Below are 21,008 nucleotides of genomic sequence, written 5' to 3'. Positions count from 1 at the left end.
GGTCGTCGTCGAACCGGCTAGTTCTGGCCTTTCCGCATGCCCTCGCTGAATTCCGTGACGGTCTTGCGGAGCATGAGGTACACGAAGAAGATGAGGCCGAGGACCAGGAGGACGAACACGAGCGCGACTGGGTCCTCCGGGATGAAGCCTAACCACGCCATTGTTGCGTGGACGTTCCGGTAGCGGCGCTATAGGCCTTTCGCAGCGTGCGTCGCTTGCTCGCACCCAGAGCCACGCCTCGTGCTATCGTGCCCCATGAGTAATGCTACCAGAACTACTGGTGATTTCCATACCTCGCACCAGTTTTCTGTGAGACGTGAAGCGGATACGCCGGATTCTTTCACGGACGACCAACCATCAGCGACGTTCGTTCGACGGTTCGGTGCCGCGTTTTTCCCGGGGAGAAATATACAAACATTCATGGGAACCGATGACTAGCCGTAGCACATGGCTGACTTGCTGCCCTCCACCCCCGACACGTCGGCCGTCGAGGACGCGGAACCCCGCGTCATCGGGCTCGACAGCGAGGACGCCGACGACCTCATCGGGGCGCTCTCCTCGGGCACTGCCAGGGAACTGCTGACGGCACTCCACGAGGACCCAGCGACACCGTCGAAGCTCGCCGACCGCGTCGACACCTCCCTCCAGAACACCCAGTACCACCTGGAGAAACTCGAGGACGCGGACGTCATCGAGGTCATCGACACCGCGTACTCCGCGAAGGGCCGCGAGATGAAGGTGTACGCGCCCGCGAACCAGCCGCTGGTCGTGTTCGCTGGCGGCGAGGAGAAGTCCACGGGACTGAAAGCCGCGCTCACGCGCCTCCTCGGCGCGTTCGCGCTCCTCGCCGGGCTGTCCGTGCTCGTGCAGGCGCTCGCCGGCGACCTCGGCGCGCTGTTCGGCGGCGACGCCGGCGTCGGTCGCCCCGCACCGGGCCCGGGCGAGGCACCGGTCGCGGGGAACGCGAACAACTCGACCGTCGAGACGACGACCGCCGCCACGGACGCCGCGACGAGCGCGGCCGACGCCGCGCTGAACGCGGTTCCGCCGGGCGTCGCGTTCTTCCTCGGTGGCGCACTCGTCCTCGCCGCCGGGTTCGCGTACTGGTACACCACGAGCGCCTGAACGACCGCCAGCGCACCTCTCGACCCCCGACGCGGACGAACCGGTGGCCGTCGAGTCGACGATTCAAGGCTAGGTAAAACTCCGCTTTGAGTATTCGGTATGCCTTTTGATACATACGCTGTACGTACAGGTGCGTCCCGGGCGTCACGCTGACGCCCACCCTCCACCCCCCACCCACCCACGTGGCGTGCGACGACGCGTCGCACGCCGTCCCGCTGACGCCATCCCCCACCCATCCCCGTTGACGCAGCGGCCCCCCTGACCGAACGCCCACCTCCACCAACCCCTACCCTTCCTGCGGTCCGTCTCTGTGTTCGGCGACCGATTACGCTCCGCCACGGCCGTGGAGCGACGCGGGTGCGACTCCCATGCGCCCGACCTACTGCACGCCCAACCTCCTGCGCGCCCGACCTTCTGCACGCCCAGCCTACCGCGCGTCCCCACGTTCGTCCGTGGGAACGTGGAAGGTCTCCGCGACGGTTCCGTCCGGCGACACGAGTCGACCCTCGAGCCCGCCATCGGTCGGTTCGAGTTCCGCGTGCCCGGGTCGGTTCCCGCGCGGGTCCGCGTGACTCCCCGGGTTCAGGAGCGTCAGGCCGTCCGCGTCCGCGACCCGGGGTCGGTGCGTGTGCCCGGAGACGACGAGGTCCGCGTCGCGCTCCCGTCCGAACAGCGCCAGACCCATCCCGCCGCCGCGCTGGCGGTGCGTCATCGCGACCGATACGTCCGCGTACGAGAACGACCGCGCGGTCGGCAAGCGCTCTTTCACCGCGGGCCGGTCGGCGTTCCCGTGCACGGCGTGCAGTCGCGAGGCGGCGTCATGGAACGCGTCCAGGGCGTCCTCGGTGACGAAGTCCCCGGCGTGCGCGACCACGTCCGCCTCGCGGACGGCGTCGAGCGTCCGCCCCTCCAGTCCGGTACCGGTCTCGCGGTGCGAGTCCGAGACGACGACGAGCATACGCGTCGTTCGAACCGGCGGGGGTCGTGTCTTTCGGCACGCCCCGACGCAGTGGCACCCGACCGGGCCGACCGACGGTCGGTCTCGAGCCGACGCGGTGGCGTCGAGTGGGAAAGGACCATGTGGGCGCGTCACTAACTCGGGCGCATGTCCCAGGAGCGCGAACGCGACGACGCGACGACACCCGCCGGCGACGACCACCCGGAGCGGCCGGCGGTCGTCGACCGCGACGCGGTGTCGGCCGCGTTCGTCGACGCCGCACCACGCACGCTCCCCGAGGTCGTCGACGAGACCGGCGTCGAGCGAGAGCGCGCGGCGGACGCGCTCGACGCGCTCGTCGCCGACGGCGACCTCGCGACGAAACAACTGCAGTCCGGCGCGGCGACATTACGCGTCTGGTACCTGCCCGCGACCGCGCACGTCGAACGGCTCGCGTCCGGCACGCCGGACGCCGACCGGACCGACGCGGTCGAGGACGCCATCGCCGACCTCGACGTCCCCGGCGTGAGCGAGATGATGCAGGACTGGCGTCGCGACGCTATCCGGAACGCGTGGGAGTACCTCGCCGAGCACGGCGCGGCGACCGACGCCGGCATCATCGACGCCGTCTACGGCCCGCACAGCGCCGGCTACGACGACCGCCAGAAGTGGTGGGAGTGCGTGCGACCACGCCTCCGCACGCTCCCCGGCGTCACCGCGCCGACCGACGGCGACGACGACGTCTGGACGTACGTGCCCGCCTGAACGGGCCGCCGCGGCGTCGGCTGGGAGGCGGGTAGCGGGCCGCCGCGGCGATACGGAAACTACTTTTGCACCCGAGAGTGCGTGAAAGAACGATAACAGATGGCCTCCAGTACCAGCGTCGTCCTCGCGGCCCTCATCGCGAACGGAGCCATCGCGGTCATGAAGTTCGTCGGCTACCTGCTGACGGGCAGTCCCGCGATGCTCTCGGAAGTGTATCACTCGATATCCGACACCGGGAATCAGGTGTTCCTCCTCGTCGGCATCAAGTACGGCGGGAAGGACGCCTCCCGTAGTCACCCCTTCGGGTACGGGAAGGCGCAGTTCTTCTACGCGTTCCTCGTCTCCGTGATGCTGTTCGGTATCGCCGGCTGGGAGTCCGCGAAGCACGGCTGGCACGCCATCAACCACCCCGAGCCCGTGGACGCGTCCTCGGTCCTTCTCCCCGTGGTCGAGGTGTCGATCCCGAGCGTGTGGGTGAACTACACCGTCCTCATCGGTGCGGTCATCTTCGAAGCGTGGGCGTTCGCGAAGGCGTACAAGGCCATCAGGAAGCAGATGGAGCGCAACGGGTGGACGTCCGTCCGCGAGGCGTTCCGGAAGTCCAGCGACATCACGACGCTCACCGCGCTCACGGAGGACACCATCGCGGGCGCCGGCGCCGGTATCGCGCTGCTGGGCGTCTACCTCTCCCGGACGACCGGGAACCCGATCTACGACGCGTCGTCCGCGTTCATCATCGGCCTCCTCCTCATGGGGTTCGCGATACTGCTGGCGTGGGAGAACAAGCGCCTCATCCTCGGGGAGAGTCTGCCGGAGGACGCCGAGAGCCCGCTGCGTGACGTCGTCGCGGAGTGGGAGGGCGTGGAGAACGTCGCGGACTTCCGGACGGTGTTCTTCGGCCCGCAGAAGCTCGTCGTCACCGCGGACGTCGCGTTCCGGAGCGACATGGACACCGAGGCGATCGACGACGCCATCACCGACATCGAGTCGAAGCTGAAGACGATGGAGTCGTCGGTGAAGACGGTGTACATCGAGCCGCGCGTCCTCGGTGGCACCGAGGGCCAGGCGGCGGACGACTGACGGCCCGGTACCGAGTCGGGCGGGCGCTCGCGGTCAGGCTGTGACGCGGTCGAGGTCGTCGTCGTCGAGGACGTCGAGCAGGCTCTCGCCGGCGTCGAGTCGCGCGCGGTCCTCGTCGTCGAGGACGTCGTCGAGCTTCTTCTCGTCGATGCGTTCGCGGAGGTTCTCGTCGAGGTCGTCGAGGTCGTAACCAGGGATGACCATGGTAGAAGGTAGCACGCGAGTCGTCTTATCTCTAGGCCCGGGACCGGCAGCGTCGCGGCGACGAACCAGACCGGGGATGGGCCGCTGCTCGGTCGCCCTGGGCTCACTCGTACCGGAGCGCGTCTATCGGGTCGGTCTTCGAGGCGTTGTACGCCGGGTAGAGGCCGGCGAGGACGCCGACGGCGATGCCGACGACGACCGCGATGGCGCCCCACTCCCAGGGGACGACGAGTTCCTCGAACCCGACGAGTTCCGCGACGCCGAACCCGGCGACGAGCCCGAGCGCGAGCCCGAGGATGGCGCCGACGACGCCGAGCACCATCGCTTCGACGATGAACAACTGGAGGATGTCCCGGCGCTGCGCGCCGACCGCTTTCATGATGCCGATCTCGCGGGTGCGTTCGGTGACGGAGACGAGCATGATGTTCGCGATGCCGATGGAGCCGACGAGCAGCGAGATGGCGGCGACGCCGACGACGAAGTTCTGGAGGACGCTGAACAGCTCCTGGAACTGGTCGAGGAGTTCGAGGCTCGTCTGGAAGTTGTACACGAGGTCCTCGTCGCCGAACCCGGAGGCGTCGCTCTCGGAGCTGTTCAGGTACGCGAGCGCCTGGCTCCGGGCGTCGTCGACGCTCCCGCGGTCCGTCGCCTCGACGACGACGAGCGAGAACCGCGTCCGGTCGGCTTGCGTCACGTCGGTCACGTACGGGTCCGTCGGGAGGTACACGCGCGGTTCCGGATTGAATCCCTCGAACGGACTCCGGGACTCGGCGTCTTCGGTGATGCCGACGACGGTCGCGTTCACGCTCCCGACGACAGGTACCTGTATCTCGATGCGGTCGCCGACCGTGAGGTTCTCCTCGAACAACGCCGCTGCGGCGGGATTGATGACGGCTTCGCGTTCACCCATCCGGAACTGGCGGCCCTCCGCGACGTCCTCGCGGTCGACGTACGCCGGCCCGGTCGCGTACACGCCGCTCCCGCGCGGCACCGTCTCGTTCCCGGACGAGATGGTCTGCGTCGGTATCGGCTGGAAGCCATAGGCTGCCCGGACCGCGGGCTCGCTCTCTATCTGCGCGAGGTCGCGGGGCGTGAACACGGGCTGTGCGCCCGCACCCGGCCCGCCGTTCGTGTCCGGCGGCGACGCCCACCCGTAGACGTTCTCGCGGTCGTCCGGACTCACGTCGCCGATGACGCCCGCCTGCAGGCTCGCGCCGAGGATGACGAACGTCAGGACCGCGGCGACGCCGATGACCACACCCAGGGTCGTCAGCGTCGACCGGAGCTTGTGCGCGCGGATGGCGCGCCACGCCATCGTTACCGTCGTCCCCGCCTTCACGACCCATCACCGCCGACGTCGGCGTCGCGACCGCCCGCACCGCCGTCGCCGCGAGCGCCCTCGCGTTCGCTCGCCGCCGACTCGTCGTCGTGCTGGCGGCCTTCGAGGTCACCGACCGCTTCGATTCGCTCGATCTTGCCGTCGAGCAGGTGGATGATGCGGTCGGCGCGCTCGGCGACGTCGCGCTCGTGAGTCACCATGACGAGCGTGTTCCCCTCCGCTTTGAGTTCGTCGAACAGGTCGAGGATGTTCGCGCCCGTCTCCGAGTCGAGGTTCCCCGTCGGCTCGTCCGCGAGCAACAGCGCCGGGTCGTTCACGAGCGCGCGAGCGATCGCGACGCGCTGGCGTTGCCCGCCCGAGAGCTCGTTCGGTGCGTGCTCGAGACGGTCGCCGAGGCCGACGCGCTCGAGGATGCTCGCCGCGCGCTCGTGGCGTTCGTCCTTCGAGACGCCACGGAAGACGAGCGGGAGGGCGACGTTCTCCACGGCCGTCAGCCGCGGCATGAGGTTGAACGTCTGGAACACGAACCCGACCTTCTCGCCGCGGACGCGCGTTCGCTCCCGGTCGTTCATCGCGCCGACGTCCGCCCCGTCGACGAACACCGACCCGGACGTCGGCGTGTCCAGGCACCCGACGAGGTTCATGAGCGTCGACTTCCCGGACCCCGACGGCCCCATGACGGCCGTGTACGAGCCACGTGGGACGTCGACGGACACGCCGTCGAGTGCGTGCACGGGCTCGCCGAGCTGGTACGTCTTCCGGGCGTCCACGAGTTCGACCGCGGCGTCGTCACCGCGCTCGCCGCCGTCGTCTGCGTCGGTGGTCGAGGACGCAACGGCGTCCTCTCCACCTGGAGGTCCTCCAGTCACGACTCGAACGAGGGCGTCCGGACGTATCAATACCGCACCCGACGAAGCCCTCTCGGCACGCGCTAGGCCCCATCGGCGCGCGCCGGGACGGCCAGCGAGCGACCGAAGCGCCTACCTGCCGGGGCCGCGAGCGTCTCGGGCATGAAGCAGTCCGGCGGAAGCGAGGACCAGAAGCGTCGAGCCGGCGAGCGCGCCGCCGCGCGAGTCGATGACGGCGCGGTCGTCGGGCTCGGAACCGGGTCGACCGCCGCGCACGCCATCCGGGAACTCGGCGAGCGCGTCGACGCCGGCCTGGACGTCGTCGGCGTCCCGACGTCGTTCGCGTCGCGCGAACTCGCCCGCGAGGTCGGCGTCCCGCTCGCGGACCTGGACGCGGTCGACGGCGTCGACGTCGCCATCGACGGCGCCGACCAGGTCGTCGGCGTCCACAGCGACGACGAGACGGGAGCCGCCTCCAGCGTCCTCGTCAAGGGCGGCGGGGCGGCGCACGCCCGCGAGAAGCTCGTGGACGCGGCCGCGGACGCGTTCCACGTCGTCGCCGACCCGTCGAAGCTCGCCGCCTCCGTGTCCGTGCCGGTCCCGGTGGAGGTCCTGCCGGCCGCGCGCACCGTCGTCGCCGACGCCGTCCGCGACCGCGGCGGCGACCCCAGCCTCCGGCGCGCCGACCGCAAGGACGGCCCGGTCGTCACCGACAACGGGAACCTCGTCCTCGACTGCACGTTCGACGCCGTCGACGACCCGCGCGCGCTCGCGACCGCGCTCTCGACGACCCCGGGCGTCGTCGAACACGGCCTGTTCGTCGACCTCGCCGACACCGTCCACGTCGGCACCGACGACGGCGTCGACGTCCACGACCTCGCGAGCGAGCGCTCGTAGCGCACGGCACGCGCTCGCTCGACCGCGTCGACCGACCCGACCGAACCGACCGAGCGCTGCCGCTGGTCACCTCTCGATGCGAATCGACCGAGCGCTGTGGCTGTTCGCTGTTCGAACGCAGCGACCGACCGAGCGCTGTGGCTGGTCGGTCGTGGAAGAAGCGGCGACCACCGCGGTCACCGCCGGTTCAGAAGTCGGTTGGGACCGGGTTTAGAGGTCGCGCGGCTGGACCGTCTTTCGGTCGTTTGCCTCGGCGCGACGGGCGGCGTCCTCGAGGAGCTCCTCGACTTCCTCGTCGAGTGCGTCGTAGAAGTCGGACGCAACGTTCTTACCCTCGAGCTGTTCCTTCACGGCTGCCTTGACGATGAGGTCTGCCATACAAGCGGCCATTCCCATGCCCCCTTTATAATAGTTTCCAGTTAGAGCCGTCAGACGGGCGCGAGAGCGCGTCTACAGGGGTGACAGCACCCACCACGAACCGAAAGGTACTCATTCGTGCGTCGGTTCGGGCCGCGGAACCGTCGTCGACGGTCGCTCGCAGCGGGCGTTCGCAGTGGCGCGCGCGCCGATTCTCGGGCGAACGCGGACCACCCACGTGCGCGTCAGCGATCGAGACACCGACCGCTACGTGATGCATCTGCTACCGATGCGTCGACGGATACGAGTGCGTCACCGACCGATGCGTCGACGGATACGAGTGCGTCCGCGACTGAGGGGCGAGCATGCGCGACGTACTGGAGCGGGTGGCCGACGGCGACCTGTCGCCGGCGGCCGCCGAAGCGGAACTGCGCGGGTACGCGACGACCGACGACGGCCGATTCGACGCGGCCCGCGAGCAGCGCCGTGGCGTCCCCGAGGCCGTGCTCGCCGACGAGAAGACGCCCGAGGAGGTCGCGACGCTCGCGGCCGCGGCCGTGGAGACCACTGGGCGTGCGCTGGTCACACGGGCGAGCGACGCCGCCGCGACGGCTGTCCGCGAGCGTCTCGCCGCCGACCACCCCGAAGCCGACGTCACCGTCCACGACCGCTCGGGGTTCGTCGTCGCGCACGCACCCGGGTTCGACGCCCCGGACGTCCCGGCGACCGTCGCGGTCGTCTCCGGTGGTACCGGTGACGCCGCGGCCGCCGAGGAGGCCGCCGTGGTCGCTCGCGAGATGGGCGCGACCGTCGACACCGTCCACGACGTCGGCGTGGCGAGCATCGCTCGCGTCCTCGACGCTCGCGAGACGCTCGACGACGCGGACGCGCTCGTCGTCGCCGCCGGCCGCGAGGGCGCGCTGCCGACGGTCGTCGCCGGCCTCGTCTCCGCGCCGGTCGTCGGCCTCCCGGTCTCGACCGGCTACGGACACGGCGGCGAGGGCGAGGCGGCGCTTTCGGGAATGCTGCAGTCCTGCACCGTCCTGTCGGTCGTGAACGTCGACGCCGGGTTCGTCGCGGGCGCCCAGGCGGCGCTCGTCGCCAGGCGCGTCGGCGCCGCACGCGACGGGAACACGTGAGACCCCGTACCATATCACGGCTTTAGACAAGAATCTTTTCCCGATTCCCAACGTCGTCTTGCGATTCCAGCTGTATTTATACGTATATCGCCAACGGGGAGGTACCGGCACCCGAATCACGCCGGTCCCCCCACCATGCCAGACTGTGACAACTGCGGCGCCCACGTCTCGGAACGATTCGCACGCGTGTTCGCGGACGAACACGGGCGAATCCTGGCGTGCGTGAACTGTTCGGCGAACGCAGGAATCGCCGAGGAGTCCCGGCGCCGCGCGAGGCCAGATTCCTGACCGCGTGCGAACCACCACGCGAAGCCTCTTTCAGCGACCACCGAGTACCGCCCTCCGTGAGCGACCACTACGTGTACGTCCTCGAGTGCGCGGACGGGACGTACTACACGGGCTACACCACCGACGTCGAGCGACGCGTCGACGAGCACGACGCCGGCGACGGCGCGAAGTACACGCGCGGCCGAACGCCGGTGTCGCTCGTCCACGTGGAGACGTACGACTCGCGGTCGGCCGCGATGTCCCGCGAACACGAGGTGAAGACGTTCTCGCGAGCGCGCAAGGAGCGCCTCGTCGCGAGCGACCGCGGCGACGCGCCCTCGGACGCGACCGCGGACGCGGAGTGACTCCAGCGGTGGACGCGCGGGCGTCAGGGTTTTCCCCGCCGTCCCCGAACCAGCGGCGTATGCGCGTCGAGTACGACTACGACACCTGCATCGGGATGTTCCAGTGCGTCGCCGAGTGGGACGCCTTCGAGCGCGACGAGGACGCCGGGAAGGCCGTACTCGCCGACGCCGAGGAACGCGAGGACGGCGTGTTCGTCCGCGAGGTCCCCGCCGACGCCGAGCTGGACGCGAAGTTCGCGGCACGCGCCTGTCCCGTCGAGGCCATCACCGTCTACGACGACGACGGCGACCAGCTCGTCCCCTGACAACGTCGAGCCACCACCGGCCGTATTTACGCAACGCACCTAACAGGTGAGGGTTCGGAGGCCGTACTTCTATACCACTGGAGTCGTAGCCTATGGTATGACGACACGTTCCCGGGTGCTCGTCGTGGACGCGGACGCGACTCGAGCCACCGAGACCGCGGACGCGCTCGCGACCCCCGAGCGCGAGACCCGGACCCTCGACGCCGCGGACGCCGCACTGACGGCGCTCGGCGACGACCCGATCGACTGCGTGGTCTGCGAACGCGACCTCGACGACAGCAGCGCGCTGGAGCTCCTCACGCACGTCCGCGACGTCCACGGCGACGTCCCGTTCGTGCTCCTGACAGCCGACGGCGACGAGGCGCTCGCCGAACGCGCCGTCGCGCACGACGTCTCCGCGTACGTCCGCCGCGTCGACGACTGGCGCGACCGCCTCCGGACCGCGGTCGCTCGCGCCATCGACGCGGACCGCGACCCGACCGGCCTCCTCAAGGAACGCGCGCTCGACGAGGCGCCCGTCGGCATCACCATCGCCGACGCCCGCGACCCCGAACTCCCGCTCATCTACGCGAACGACGCGTTCGAGGAACTCACCGGCTACGACCGCGAGTACGCGATGGGCCGGAACTGTCGGTTCCTCCAGGGCGACGACTCCGACCCCGAATCCATCGGCGAGATGCGCGCCGCCATCAACGCCGAGACGAGCGTGACGACCGAGCTCGCGAACTACACGAAAGACGGCGAGAAGTTCTGGAACCGCGTCGACATCGCGCCCGTCCGCGACGCGACCGGCGACGTCACGCACTTCGTCGGGTTCCAGACCGACATCACCGAGCGCGTGAACGCCGAACGCGTCGCGGAACGCCGCGCCGCCGAACTCGCCGCCGAACGCGAGAACCTCCAGCACGTCCTCGAACGCATCGACGGCCTCCTCAAGGACGCCGGACAGGCGCTCGTCGAGGCGACCACTCGCGAGAGCGTCGAGACCGCGATGTGCGACCTCGTCGTCGACAACGAGCCCTACACGTGTGCGTGGGTCGGCGAATCCGACCTCGCGGACAAGTCCATCGCGCCGAGCGCCATCGCGGGCGGCATCGCCGACGGCGACCCACTGGACCTCCTCGGCGGCGACGGCCCCGTGAACGAGGCGATCGCGTCCGGGGAGACGCAGGTCGTCGACGTCGCGGACCTCCCGGACCGCGAGTGGCACGAAGCGCTCGTCGACGACGCGTTCGCGACCGTCGCCATCGTCCCGCTCTCGCATCGCGACGCGAAGTACGGCGTGTTCTGCGCGTACGTCGACGACGCCACCGCGCTCGACGAGCGCGAGGTCGCCATCCTGAACGCGCTCGGACGGATGGCCGGCACCGCCATCTCCGCGGTGGAGACGCGACGGACGCTCACCGCCGACGACATCGTCTCGCTGTCGTTCGCGGTCCGGAACCGCGACGCGTTCTTCGTGCGCGTCGCCGAGACCGCCGGCGTCTCCCTGACCTACGCCGGGTCGATGCATCGCGACGACGACCGCCTCGGGTTGTTCTTCACGGCCGAGACGGACGACCCGGACGCGCTCGAAGCGGCGGCCGCGGACGTCGACGGCGTCGTCGACGTCACCGTCATCACCGCGAACGACGGCGCCTGTCTCGTCGAGTTCGAGGTCGAGAACGCCGGCCTGCTGTCGACGCTCGCGGACTACGGGGCGGACATCCGCGAGATAACCGCGTCGCCGACGAACGCGACCGTCGAGGTGGAGCTGCCGCGGGACGCGAACGCGCGGTCGCTCGTCGACCACGTCGAAGCCGAGTACGACGACGTCGAACTGACCGCGTACCGCGAGCGCGAACGCAGCGCCTCCACGAAACAGGAGTTCATCGCGAGCCTCGAATCCCAGCTCACGGACCGCCAGCTCACTGCCCTTCGCCGTGCGTACTTCGGCGAGTTCTTCGAGTGGCCGCGCCCGACGAGCGGCGACGACCTCGCGGAATCGATGGGTATCGCGCGGTCGACGTACCACCAGCACCTCCGCGCCGCCGAACGCAAACTCGTCGGCGAGTTCTTCGACCGACCCTGACGACGACACCAGCACGTCGAGTGGACAACCAGCCGACACGTCTGGAAGCGGCGTAAGAGTTAATCTCTCCGGCGTACACGGTACCTACCGACATGGGAGGAACAGAGCGACGCACTCACATCGAGGAATGGGCACGACTCCTCGACGCGTCCGTCCCCGACGCGCTCGTGGACGACCGCAGCACCGACCACGACCACCGCGAGTGGTGACGAACGAACCCATCACCCGACCGACGCCAGTCCCCGGACTGGCGCGTAGCCGTCGAGGAAGCAGCCACCAGGGACCGTTCGACCGAACCGACCGCGGACCGAAACCGCCCGAACCGAAAGAACTGCTTACGCTATCTCGTCGTACTGCTCGCTGAGCTTGTCGACCGCCTCACCGAGCTGCTCGCGCTCGTACGCCGACAGATCCCACTCCACGACCTCTTCGACGCCGTTCGCACCGAGCTTCACCGGAACGCCGAGCGCGACGTCGTCGTGCCCGAACTCGCCCTGGAGCTTCACGCTCGCGGGCAGGACCTCGCCGGTGTCGTTCAGGATGGCCTCGACCATGTGTGCGACGCCCGTCGCGGGCCCCCACTCGGTCGCGCCCTTCCGCTCGATGACGTTCATCGCGGACTGCTTCAGGTCGTCGAGGATCTCCTCCTTCTCGTCCCCACCGAAACTCGGGTCGCGGCCGTCGACGCGGACCTTCGAGAACACGGGGACCTGCGCGTCGCCGTGCTCGCCGAGGATCGTCGCGTCGACGTTCTGGACCTGCGTGTCGAAGCGCTCGCTCAGGACGTACCGGAAGCGCGCCGAATCGAGACGGCCACCGAACCCGATGACCTGGTTGCGGTCGCGGTCACCGGCCTCGTAGAGGTGCCGGTTCAGGAGGTCGACGGGGTTCGACGTCGTCACCGACACGTAGTCGTCGTTGTGCTCGTCGAGACTCGACTGGATGTCCTCCATGATGGGCGCGTTGTCGCCCGCCAGGTCGATACGCGTCTGCCCGGGCTGACGCGGGATACCGGCCGTGATGACGACGACGTCCGAACCTGCCGTATCCGCGTACGTGCCCTGTCGGACGGTCGTGTTCGAGTCGTACGCGACGCCGTGGTTGGCGTCCGCAGCCTGCCCGATCGTGACGTCCTCCTGGTCCGGGATGTCCACGAACACGAGGTCGTCCACGACGTCTCGAAGTGCGAGATTGTACCCTGCTGCGGCACCGACCGTGCCGGCCGCGCCGACAACGCTGACTTTCGTCATAACACCCGGAACTGCCCGCGGAGGGGAGTTAATCGTGTCGAAGTCCGCAGAAACTGGATACCGGCACTCGCCACCACCAGTGGCGTCCACGCGCCGCTTCCTCGGCGCCACCGCCGCCCACGCGCTCACCCCCCGCCGTCACCGCCGCCCACGCGCTCACCCCCCGCCGTCACCGCCGCCCACGCGCTCACCCCCCGCCGTCACTGCCGCCCACGCGCTCACTCCCCGCCGTCACCGCCGCCCACGCGCTCACTCCCCGCTGTCACCGCCGCCACCGCCGCGCTGTCCGAGGAAGTAGCCGACGCCGAGGACGCCACTCGCACCGAGGAGACCGGCGACGAGGAGCAGCGGCGACGGCCCGCCATCGTCGCCGTCCGCGTCAACACCCTGCGAGGTCGTCGTCCCGTCGTCGCCATCGGTCGTCGCCGCGACGGTCGTCGCCGAGTCACCGGTCGCCGTTCCCCGACTCGTCGTCCCGTCCGTCGTCGTCGCGACCGAATCCTCCGAGACCGTCGCGGACTCGCCGACCGCGACCGCGCCCGACTCGAGCGCCGTCTCCAGCTGCGCGGACTCGTTGTTCACCGACGAGTCCCGAGCGACGAACGAGAGCGCCGCCTCGTCGCCCGCGTCGCCCACGACGGTGAAGGTGACCGTCGCGACCGTCGGCGAATCCACGCCGTCGGACTGGGACTGCGTCATGAACACCCAGCCAGGGCCGCCGTTGGTCACGGGCTTCGAGAAATCCGCGCCAGACACCGACTCGAGACGCAGGACGGACTCGTCCCACGTCAAGTTCGCCTGATAGCCCGCGATGCCAGTACCGTCGACCGCTATCGGGACCGTCACCGTCTCACCGGCCGGCGCACTCGCACTCCCGACCGAGAGCGTCGCTTCGGCGTCGGTCTCCCCGGTCGCGCCCACACCGGCGTCGACTCCGGCTCCGGCAGCGCCGGTCGTCGCGACCGCAACCGGCGCGACCGCACCGGCGAGCGCGAGCCCGACCACGAACAAGACGGCTGCGTGACGTGTCACGTTCGATGACATCCGTACACGTGGTTTCGTCTCAAACGAGATAAACGTATCCGTCTACCGTCTCGAAAAAAGAAACCGGGTTGTCGTTCCGTCGACTCAGGCCGCGACGAACGGCATCGGCGAAGCGACGTCCGAGACAGCGACGACCGAGGGCGTCCCCGAATCGTCGTCCTCACCGACGATCTCCTCGAGGATGAGGGTCACGTCGGCCGACGTCACGTCACCGTCACCGTTCATGTCGGCGCACGACGGGACGAAGTTCGCGGGCTCCTGCCCGACGATGTACTGCTGGACGAGCGTCGCGTCCTGCACCGTCACGGACCCGTCCTGGTTCACGTCACCGGGCGCGCACGGCGGCGTCTCGACGCCACCGTTCGAGAAGTCCACCGACGGCGCGTTCCCACCGGAGTCCGAGACGAGCGACTCCTCGACCGCCCACTCGACGGTCGCGGACTCGTTGTAATCGTCCATCAGCACGTCGAACTCGACCTCGACGAGCGACGGCGAGTTCACGCCACTGGCCTGCGCCTGGGCCATGTAGACGACACCGTCCTCGTTGTCGACACGCACGACCGGGTCAGCGAAGTCGACACCGGAGACGTTCGCAACCTCGAGCTTCTGCGGGTCGAACGTCAACTTCGCCTGGTAGCCAGCGACGTCCTCGACGCCGCTCGCGTTCACCGTCACGGTCGCGTCCGTACCGGGGTCGACGACCTGCTCGTTCACGTCGAGCGTCCCCGCGGACGAATCGACGCCCTCACCGGCCGCCCACTGGACGGCGTTCGCGAGGATCTGGTCCGCAGCCTGCGTGAACTGCGGGTCCTCGACGTACGTCTCGCGACCGAGCGTGGACGCGAGCACGTCGCGACGCGACTCGTCGACCGCCAGGCCGACGCCCTTCACGCCAGCGTCAGCCGTCTCGAGGTCCGCGAGCACCGTCGCATCGGTCCCGTTGAACCACGAGTGGTCGTTGAACCCCGTCGCCGTATGCACCTGGACGTTCTCGCCGGGCGTCGCAACGCCAGCGAGGATCGGGTGCGTCTCCGTCACCGCGTACGAGACGTTCCCGTCACCGTACGCGAAGTCCGTGTTCGCGGGGTCACCGAGCGCGCTCGAACGCGCCGGAATCCCGTTGGCCTCGCCACCCCAGTTGTCGAGGTAGACGACACCGGTCGAATCGTTCGCAGTCGCCGCCGTGAACGCGTCCGCGTTCCCGGAGGCGAGGTTCTGCACGACGAACGCGTCGAACGCGTCCGCGTACTGCGTCGCCGTCTCGCTGTCCAGGACCGTCGTCCGGTACGACGCCGGCAGCATCTCGTCGAGCGTCGACTGCACCGCCTCGCCCTGCGAGCCGGCGTCCTCGACGACACCGACCTCGGTCACTTCCTCGAACACCGCGGTCGGACCAGTCGTGACCTGCACGCTCTCGCCGAGTCCACCGAACGTGTGCACGACGGAGACGTTCCCGCTCGTCCCCGGCGCCGTCTGGATGGTCAGCGTCGCGGTACCGGAGGTGGGCTCACCGAAGTCGAGCTCCTCGCCCCACTGGATCTGCGTGCCCTCGAGGTACAGCGTCGCGTCGTCCGTGCTGTACCCGTCAGCGAGCTCCGCCGTGTACGTCTGGAGGTTCGCAGCGTCGACGGTGACGGTGACGTTCTCGCCACCTTCAGCGATGGTACGCTGCCCGTCGACGAGCGACACGTCGAGCGTCGGCGACAGCGACACGTCCTTCGTGACGTAGTCGCCGTCGACCGTCACCGTGGTCGTCGTCGACTCGTAGCCGAACGCGTTCACGGTGAGGTCGTACGTGCCGTTCTGCGCGACGATACTGTACGCCCCGCTGGCGTTCGTCGTCGCACTCCCGGCACCCGAGAGCGACACCGTCGCACCCTCGATGGGCGTCCCGTTCGGGCCCGTGACGGTCCCCTCGACGCCCTGTTCGAGGACGGCGAAGTCGACCGCTGCCTTCGCGTCGACGATACCCTCGCCGTAGCGGACGTCCTTCTGGTCGGGGGCGTCAGCCGGCTTCCAGGCGCTCTCGCGGAGCGCCGTCCGGATCTCGTCGTTCGACAGTTCGTCTTCGCCCGCAACGGACTCCATGAGCGCGACGATACCCGCGACGTGCGGGGCTGCCATCGACGTGCCGGAGTACTCCGAGTAGGAGTCGCCGGGGACCGAACTCTTCACCGCCACGCCGGGCGCGGAGACGTCCGGCACGACGTACTCGCTCGGCCAGTGCTCGGGTGCGGCCGAGCCCCAGGCCTCGGTCGTGTTCACGACCATCCCGCTGGAGAACGACGCGATGTCGTAGTTCACGTCGGACGCACCGATCGAGACCGCGTCGTAGACGTTCCCGGGCGAGCTACTGAAGCCCTGCCCGTCGTTGCCCGCGGACGCGATGACGATGGTGCCGGCCGCTTCCGCGTTCTGAATCGGTTCGATGGTCGCTTCCGTGTAGCACGCGGTCTCGCCGACGATGCAGCCGAGACTCATGCTCATGACGTCAGCGTCCTCCTCGACGGCCCACTGCATGCCACCGAGGATGGCGGCGAACGTCCCGCCGTTCTCGGTCAGGACGCCGCCGTGGATGAGCGTCGCGCCGGGCGCAACGCCAATGTGCTCGCCGCTGGCGTCACCGCCTGCGACGGTCCCGGACGTGTGCGTGCCGTGTCCGTTGGAGTCGTACGGCTCGCTCCCGGGGATGACGGCACCGCTACCGTTGAACTCGGCCCACCCACCGGGGTACGTCGGGTCCGAGGCGTTCTCGGTGTAGAGGTCGATGTCCTGGTGGCTGGCGTCGACGCCAGTGTCGAGGACTGCGACCTTCACGCCCTCACCTTGCGTGTCGTACGCGTCCCAGACCTCGGTCGCGTTGACGTGGTCGAGACCGTACGTGGTGTTGTAGTCGTTGGTCGTGCTCGCGCTGGCCGTCGACGCGCCGCGACGCGGGTCGGGGCGCTGGACCTCGAAGTTCGCGTGCAGCTCGCTGACGCCGCTCATGCGAGCGATCTCGCCGAGGGCGACGGAGTCGGTGTCGACCTCGAGCAGGACGGCGTTCGTGATCCAGAACGTGTTCTCGACGGTGACGCCCTCGCGCTGGGCGGCGAACTGGACGAGCGAGTCCTGCGTGCTCGCGGCCTGTCGCTTGAGCGTGGAGACCACTTCGGTCCCGCTCTGGCTCGCGGCGACCTCGGCGTCGTCGAGGCGCACGATGACCTGTTTCGTTCCCTCGGCGTCTTGGAGGGAGGGATGTATCTTGTCTACCGGTTCGGCTGTGTCGACGGTTCCGAGCTCGGGGTTCGCGGCATCTGTCGCGACCGTGGCCGAACCCGCCGAGACGACGGGTGCGACCATGGATAGCGACATGATGCAGACGAACAGTACCGAGAGGAACCGCGTACGGTTGCTTGTCATGAGTCGTATCGTTCCCGCACCGAGTTCGTCAGTGCGTACTATTGTTTCTTGTAAGTTCAACTTAAATATTTGGTAAGTAAGTCACTGCTTTAATATTTGGAAAGTATGTATTGAGTTGGTGTAATGGGTCGGAACTGCAGGACAGCGCCGGTACAGACGGAAGAAACACCGTCCCATACCACGCGAACCTGAGAAGTGAAACTTTCCAAAGACGAACCTCGAAGCGAACCCCGGCAACCTCCAGCGAACCGCCCGACCTGTAGCCCGAACGCCACGCTTTTCGCCGCCGACCGCGTCCCAACGCACATGAGCGACTTCGACAAGGAAGCCGAACGTCAGCGCCTCAAGGAGAAGTACGAGGCCGAACGAGAGGACCGCGAGGCGACCCAACACATGAGCGAGTTGCTCCTCAAGGGCGCCACGATGACGAACGCCCACTGCGGCACCTGCGGCGACCCGATCTTCCGGTACGACGGCCAGGAGTTCTGCCCCACGTGCAGCAACCAGGTACAGGACGACGCCGCCACGACAGCGAACGCGAGCACGGGACAACAGGACGACACGGCCACGACAGCGAACGCGAGCACGGGCCAACAGGACGACACGGCCACGACAGCGAACGCGCAACCCCAGGACGCGAACGCGCAACCTCAAGACGGGACCCGAACCAACGTTGACGCCGACCCGACGACCACGGCCGCCCCACAGTCAGCCACCGCTCCCGGCGCAGAACCACGAGCAGGAGACGACTCCGCACGGCGTCGCGACACCACACCGCCCACCGACGCCGCACCGACCGACGAGAACGCAGTCGCGAACGTCCAAGCGACCGTCGAACGGTTCGCGGCCGCCGCCGCCGACACCGACGACCCCGAGCGCGCTCGCGAGTACCTCGCCGTCGTCCGCGACGCCACCGACACGCTCCGCACGCTCCGCGGCGACGCACACTGACCGCGGACGCGACCGCAGTCGAGACCCCCCTCAGTCGCGGCCCGGGTCGTACTCGCTCCCGACGACCTCTCGGACGCGTTCGGCCGTCACCGCACCGACGCCCGCGACCTCCTCCAGGTCCTCTTGGCGAGCCGTCATCACTGCCTCCACGGTCGAGAAGTGCTCCAACAGTGACCGCGCCGTCACCGGCCCGACGTCCGCGATCGAGGAGACGACGTACTCCTGTTGCTCGGTGAGCGTCTTCGACGCCTTCTCGCCGTGCACGCTCACCTCGCGACCGTCGACCTCCTGTTCGCGTTCCGCGATCACCGACAGGAGTTCCATCGTATCCGCCTCGCTCTGCGTCCGCAGGACGCTCACGCCGAAGTCGACCGCGAGCGACGCGAGCGCACCCCGGATCGCGTTCGGGTGCACCTGCCGTCGCCCGTACAGGCTCCCCTCGCCCTCGACGACGACCACGGGCCGCGAGTAGTGCCTGGTCGCGTCACCGAGCTGCTCGAACATCGACCGGTCGCCGCCCGTGAGCGTGTCCAGGAAGTCGTCCACTGACTTGCGTTCGACGACCACGCGGTCCGAGAGCACGTAGTCGCCGACCGACAGCGTCTCCAGGCGAGTCGTGACGCCGTCGCGCTTCGAGAGTTCGCGCGGGATCGTCGAATCCATCTCGCGCTGGTCGACCACCACCTCGACCGTGCCGTCCGCGTCCGGTTGCGCGCGCTCGACCGGTTCGCTCCCCGCGTCGGCAGCGACCGCTGCCTCGTCGCCACTGTCGGCGGCGTCGTCCACGCCGTCGTCCGCGGCTTCGTCGGCTCCGTCGTCCATCTCCTCGCTGTCGCCGCCGGCGTCCGCGTCGCTGCCGGCGAAGTCCTGGAGGCCAGGTTGCCCGTCGCCGTCACCGCCAGCGGTGCCGCTCGAACCGCCGTCGCTCGCGGCCGGTTCGCTCGTCGGCCCGTCGCTCGCCGACTGATCGCCCTGGTCGGTACCGTCCTCGAACGCGTCCAGAGAGGCCTGCGAGTCGTCGAGTTCCTCCGCGAGGTCGTCCACGCTCGCCTTCAACTCGCGGAGTTCGCTCTCCATCTCGCGCTCTCGTCGCTTGCTGATCCAGAAGTACGCTTCGTCGCGCGTGTCCTCCGCCATCAACACCACGACGCGACCCTCAGCCTGCCGGCCAGTGCGGCCCTTCCGCTGGATGGAGCGGATCGCGGTCGGCACCGGCTCGTAGAACAACACGAGGTCGACCTCCGGCACGTCCAAGCCCTCCTCCGCAACGCTCGTCGAGACGAGGACCTCGAACTCGCCGGCGCGGAAGTCGTCCAGCACCTCCTGCTGTTCGTTCTGCGTCATCCCGTCGGACCCCTCCTTGTCGCCCTGCCCGACGAACCGCCGGACGTCGAACCCGTCCGACAGGAAGTCCGTGAGCGCCTCCGCAGTGTCCCGGGACTCCGTGAAGACGATGACGCGCTCCCCGCCCTCCAAGCCGAGCGTCTCCGCCAGCAGCCGCCTGGCTTGCGCGTACTTCGGGTGGAGGTCGTCGTACTCGCGGGCGCGCCGCATCGCCTCCTGGACCTTCGCCTCGCTTATCATCCGCTGACTCGCCTTCGACGCCCCCGAGGACCGCGCCGCGTTCTCCTGGCGCTCGAAGTACCGCCGCAGGCTCTCCACGCTCTGCGTTTCGACGTACGTGACCGCCGTCCGGAGCTTCCGGATCTCCGCGAGGAAACTCATCCCCTGATACCCCTCGCTCTGGTCGTTGTCCATCAGCTTCCGTAACTCCGCACTCATGCGATTGACGACCTTCTCCGAGAGGTCCGGCTGCGTCGTGTTCACCACGCCGAGCTCCTTCAACTCCTCGAGTCGGTCGCTGATGACGTCGTTCAGCGCGTCACGGATCTCGAGGATCTCCTCGGGCAGCGTGACCTCCACCCATTCGACGTCCGTGTCGTGCGTGTACTCCTCGACGTCCGCGTCCTCCTCCGTCATCACCTCCACCTGCCTGATGCCGAGGTTCGCGCAGACGTCCGCGATCTCCTCTTCGTTCCCACCCGGGGACGCACTCATCCCCGTCACGAGCGGGTCGTTGGCGTCCTCGTGGTAGCGCTCCGCGATGTACGTGTACGCGTAGTCGCCGGTCGCGCGGTGGCACTCGTCGAACGTCACGTGCGTCACGTCCGCGAGCGATATCCGCGAGCCGACGAGGTCGTTCTCGACGACCTGCGGCGTCGCGATCACCACGGTCGCCTCGCCCCAGAGCTCGGCGCGGTCCTCGGGCTTGACCTCGCCCGTGAACACCACGACGTCGTCGTCGGGTATCGAGAGCGCCTCCCGGTAGAACTCCGCGTGCTGGTTCACGAGCGGTTTCGTCGGCGCGAGCAACAGCGAGGTGCCGCCGACCTCGTCGAGTCGACGCGCCGTCACGAGCAGACTCACCGTCGTCTTCCCCAGGCCCGTCGGGAGGCAGACGAGCGTGTGCGCGTCCGCGGCCGCACCCGCGAGCTGGAGCTGGTAGAGCCGGCGCTCGATGAACCCGGGATTCAGCAGGGCGTGTTCGACGTACGCGACGTCGCCGTCGTCAGTCGTCGCCATCTACCTCGTCGTTGAGCGGCCTCGCGGTTAAGCGTTCGCCGAGCACGGTGAAAGTGAAAGCACGGCGTGGGAAGCGGCG

At 68.8% G+C, this 21,008-nt stretch carries 20 protein-coding genes; 10 read left to right on the top strand and 10 right to left on the bottom strand.

The genetic code is table 11. The annotated features are described in order from the left end of the window. Positions 1–17 precede the first annotated feature (17 nt). Positions 18–161, bottom strand: a complete 144-nt coding sequence (locus tag ACZ48X_RS13130) for a DUF7859 family protein (protein ID WP_227133913.1) — start codon at positions 159–161, stop codon at positions 18–20. 286 nt (positions 162–447) lie between these two features. Between ACZ48X_RS13130 and ACZ48X_RS13125 the strand changes: the two genes are divergently transcribed. Continuing rightward, positions 448–1,125: an ArsR/SmtB family transcription factor gene (locus tag ACZ48X_RS13125; protein WP_336349287.1), complete on the top strand. Its 678-nt coding sequence runs from the start codon at positions 448–450 to the stop codon at positions 1,123–1,125. A 427-nt stretch (positions 1,126–1,552) separates the two neighbouring features. On the opposite strand, the gene ACZ48X_RS13120 is transcribed toward ACZ48X_RS13125, so the two are convergent. Then, positions 1,553–2,083, bottom strand: a complete 531-nt coding sequence (locus ACZ48X_RS13120) for a metallophosphoesterase (protein ID WP_336349288.1) — start codon at positions 2,081–2,083, stop codon at positions 1,553–1,555. 147 nt (positions 2,084–2,230) lie between these two features. Between ACZ48X_RS13120 and ACZ48X_RS13115 the strand changes: the two genes are divergently transcribed. Next, positions 2,231–2,827: a hypothetical protein gene (locus tag ACZ48X_RS13115; protein WP_336349289.1), complete on the top strand. Its 597-nt coding sequence runs from the start codon at positions 2,231–2,233 to the stop codon at positions 2,825–2,827. Positions 2,828–2,926: 99 nt separating this feature from the next. Further along, complete coding sequence (locus ACZ48X_RS13110) at positions 2,927–3,907, top strand: cation diffusion facilitator family transporter (RefSeq protein ID WP_336349290.1); 981 nt, start codon at positions 2,927–2,929, stop codon at positions 3,905–3,907. 33 nt (positions 3,908–3,940) lie between these two features. Here ACZ48X_RS13110 and ACZ48X_RS13105 read toward each other — a convergent pair whose 3' ends face one another. The 3 genes from ACZ48X_RS13105 to ACZ48X_RS13095 form a co-directional block, all read right to left on the bottom strand. Next, positions 3,941–4,111, bottom strand: coding sequence for a DUF8027 family protein (locus tag ACZ48X_RS13105; RefSeq protein ID WP_336349291.1), 171 nt, complete (start codon positions 4,109–4,111; stop codon positions 3,941–3,943). Positions 4,112–4,214: 103 nt separating this feature from the next. Then, positions 4,215–5,426, bottom strand: coding sequence for an ABC transporter permease (locus ACZ48X_RS13100; protein WP_379762012.1), 1,212 nt, complete (start codon positions 5,424–5,426; stop codon positions 4,215–4,217). Positions 5,427–5,446: 20 nt separating this feature from the next. After that, positions 5,447–6,220: an ABC transporter ATP-binding protein gene (locus ACZ48X_RS13095; RefSeq protein ID WP_336349667.1), complete on the bottom strand. Its 774-nt coding sequence runs from the start codon at positions 6,218–6,220 to the stop codon at positions 5,447–5,449. A gap of 240 nt (positions 6,221–6,460) precedes the next feature. Here ACZ48X_RS13095 and rpiA point away from each other — a divergent pair, with 240 nt between their 5' ends. Then, positions 6,461–7,195: a ribose-5-phosphate isomerase RpiA gene (gene rpiA, locus ACZ48X_RS13090; protein ID WP_336349293.1), complete on the top strand. Its 735-nt coding sequence runs from the start codon at positions 6,461–6,463 to the stop codon at positions 7,193–7,195. A 210-nt stretch (positions 7,196–7,405) separates the two neighbouring features. Here the strand turns inward: rpiA and ACZ48X_RS13085 are convergent, their stop codons facing one another. Beyond that, a complete protein-coding gene (locus tag ACZ48X_RS13085) occupies positions 7,406–7,573 on the bottom strand; it encodes a DUF1931 family protein (RefSeq protein ID WP_166039076.1) in 168 nt (55 codons plus the stop codon). A 344-nt stretch (positions 7,574–7,917) separates the two neighbouring features. Here ACZ48X_RS13085 and larB point away from each other — a divergent pair, with 344 nt between their 5' ends. The 5 genes from larB (at position 7,918) to ACZ48X_RS13060 (ending at position 11,699) form a co-directional block, all read left to right on the top strand. Then, positions 7,918–8,691, top strand: coding sequence for a nickel pincer cofactor biosynthesis protein LarB (gene larB, locus ACZ48X_RS13080; RefSeq protein WP_336349294.1), 774 nt, complete (start codon positions 7,918–7,920; stop codon positions 8,689–8,691). A gap of 135 nt (positions 8,692–8,826) precedes the next feature. Next, on the top strand, positions 8,827–8,979 hold the full coding sequence (locus ACZ48X_RS13075; RefSeq protein ID WP_418934291.1) for a DUF7563 family protein: 153 nt from the start codon (positions 8,827–8,829) through the stop codon (positions 8,977–8,979). 56 nt (positions 8,980–9,035) lie between these two features. Further along, positions 9,036–9,323: a GIY-YIG nuclease family protein gene (locus ACZ48X_RS13070; protein ID WP_336349295.1), complete on the top strand. Its 288-nt coding sequence runs from the start codon at positions 9,036–9,038 to the stop codon at positions 9,321–9,323. 59 nt (positions 9,324–9,382) lie between these two features. Further along, positions 9,383–9,628 carry a ferredoxin gene (locus ACZ48X_RS13065; protein WP_336349296.1) on the top strand — a complete coding sequence of 82 codons (246 nt, stop codon included), beginning with the start codon at positions 9,383–9,385 and terminating at the stop codon, positions 9,626–9,628. 97 nt (positions 9,629–9,725) lie between these two features. Beyond that, positions 9,726–11,699 carry a bacterio-opsin activator domain-containing protein gene (locus tag ACZ48X_RS13060; protein ID WP_336349297.1) on the top strand — a complete coding sequence of 658 codons (1,974 nt, stop codon included), beginning with the start codon at positions 9,726–9,728 and terminating at the stop codon, positions 11,697–11,699. A gap of 335 nt (positions 11,700–12,034) precedes the next feature. On the opposite strand, the gene mdh is transcribed toward ACZ48X_RS13060, so the two are convergent. From mdh to ACZ48X_RS13045, 3 genes are all read right to left on the bottom strand, one after another. Continuing rightward, positions 12,035–12,949 carry a malate dehydrogenase gene (gene mdh / locus ACZ48X_RS13055; protein ID WP_336349298.1) on the bottom strand — a complete coding sequence of 305 codons (915 nt, stop codon included), beginning with the start codon at positions 12,947–12,949 and terminating at the stop codon, positions 12,035–12,037. A 249-nt stretch (positions 12,950–13,198) separates the two neighbouring features. Continuing rightward, positions 13,199–13,993: a cohesin domain-containing protein gene (locus ACZ48X_RS13050; RefSeq protein WP_336349299.1), complete on the bottom strand. Its 795-nt coding sequence runs from the start codon at positions 13,991–13,993 to the stop codon at positions 13,199–13,201. Positions 13,994–14,077: 84 nt separating this feature from the next. After that, on the bottom strand, positions 14,078–17,395 hold the full coding sequence (locus tag ACZ48X_RS13045; RefSeq protein WP_336349300.1) for a S8 family serine peptidase: 3,318 nt from the start codon (positions 17,393–17,395) through the stop codon (positions 14,078–14,080). 306 nt (positions 17,396–17,701) lie between these two features. Here ACZ48X_RS13045 and ACZ48X_RS13040 point away from each other — a divergent pair, with 306 nt between their 5' ends. Beyond that, on the top strand, positions 17,702–18,346 hold the full coding sequence (locus ACZ48X_RS13040; RefSeq protein WP_336349301.1) for an Sjogren's syndrome/scleroderma autoantigen 1 family protein: 645 nt from the start codon (positions 17,702–17,704) through the stop codon (positions 18,344–18,346). A 30-nt stretch (positions 18,347–18,376) separates the two neighbouring features. Here ACZ48X_RS13040 and ACZ48X_RS13035 read toward each other — a convergent pair whose 3' ends face one another. Then, a complete protein-coding gene (locus ACZ48X_RS13035; protein ID WP_336349302.1) occupies positions 18,377–20,929 on the bottom strand; it encodes a DEAD/DEAH box helicase in 2,553 nt (850 codons plus the stop codon). Between the last annotated feature and the right edge of the window lie 79 nt (positions 20,930–21,008).

It is taken from the genome of Halorubellus litoreus (assembly GCF_055378595.1).
This window is presented reverse-complemented; position numbering and strand designations above follow the sequence as displayed.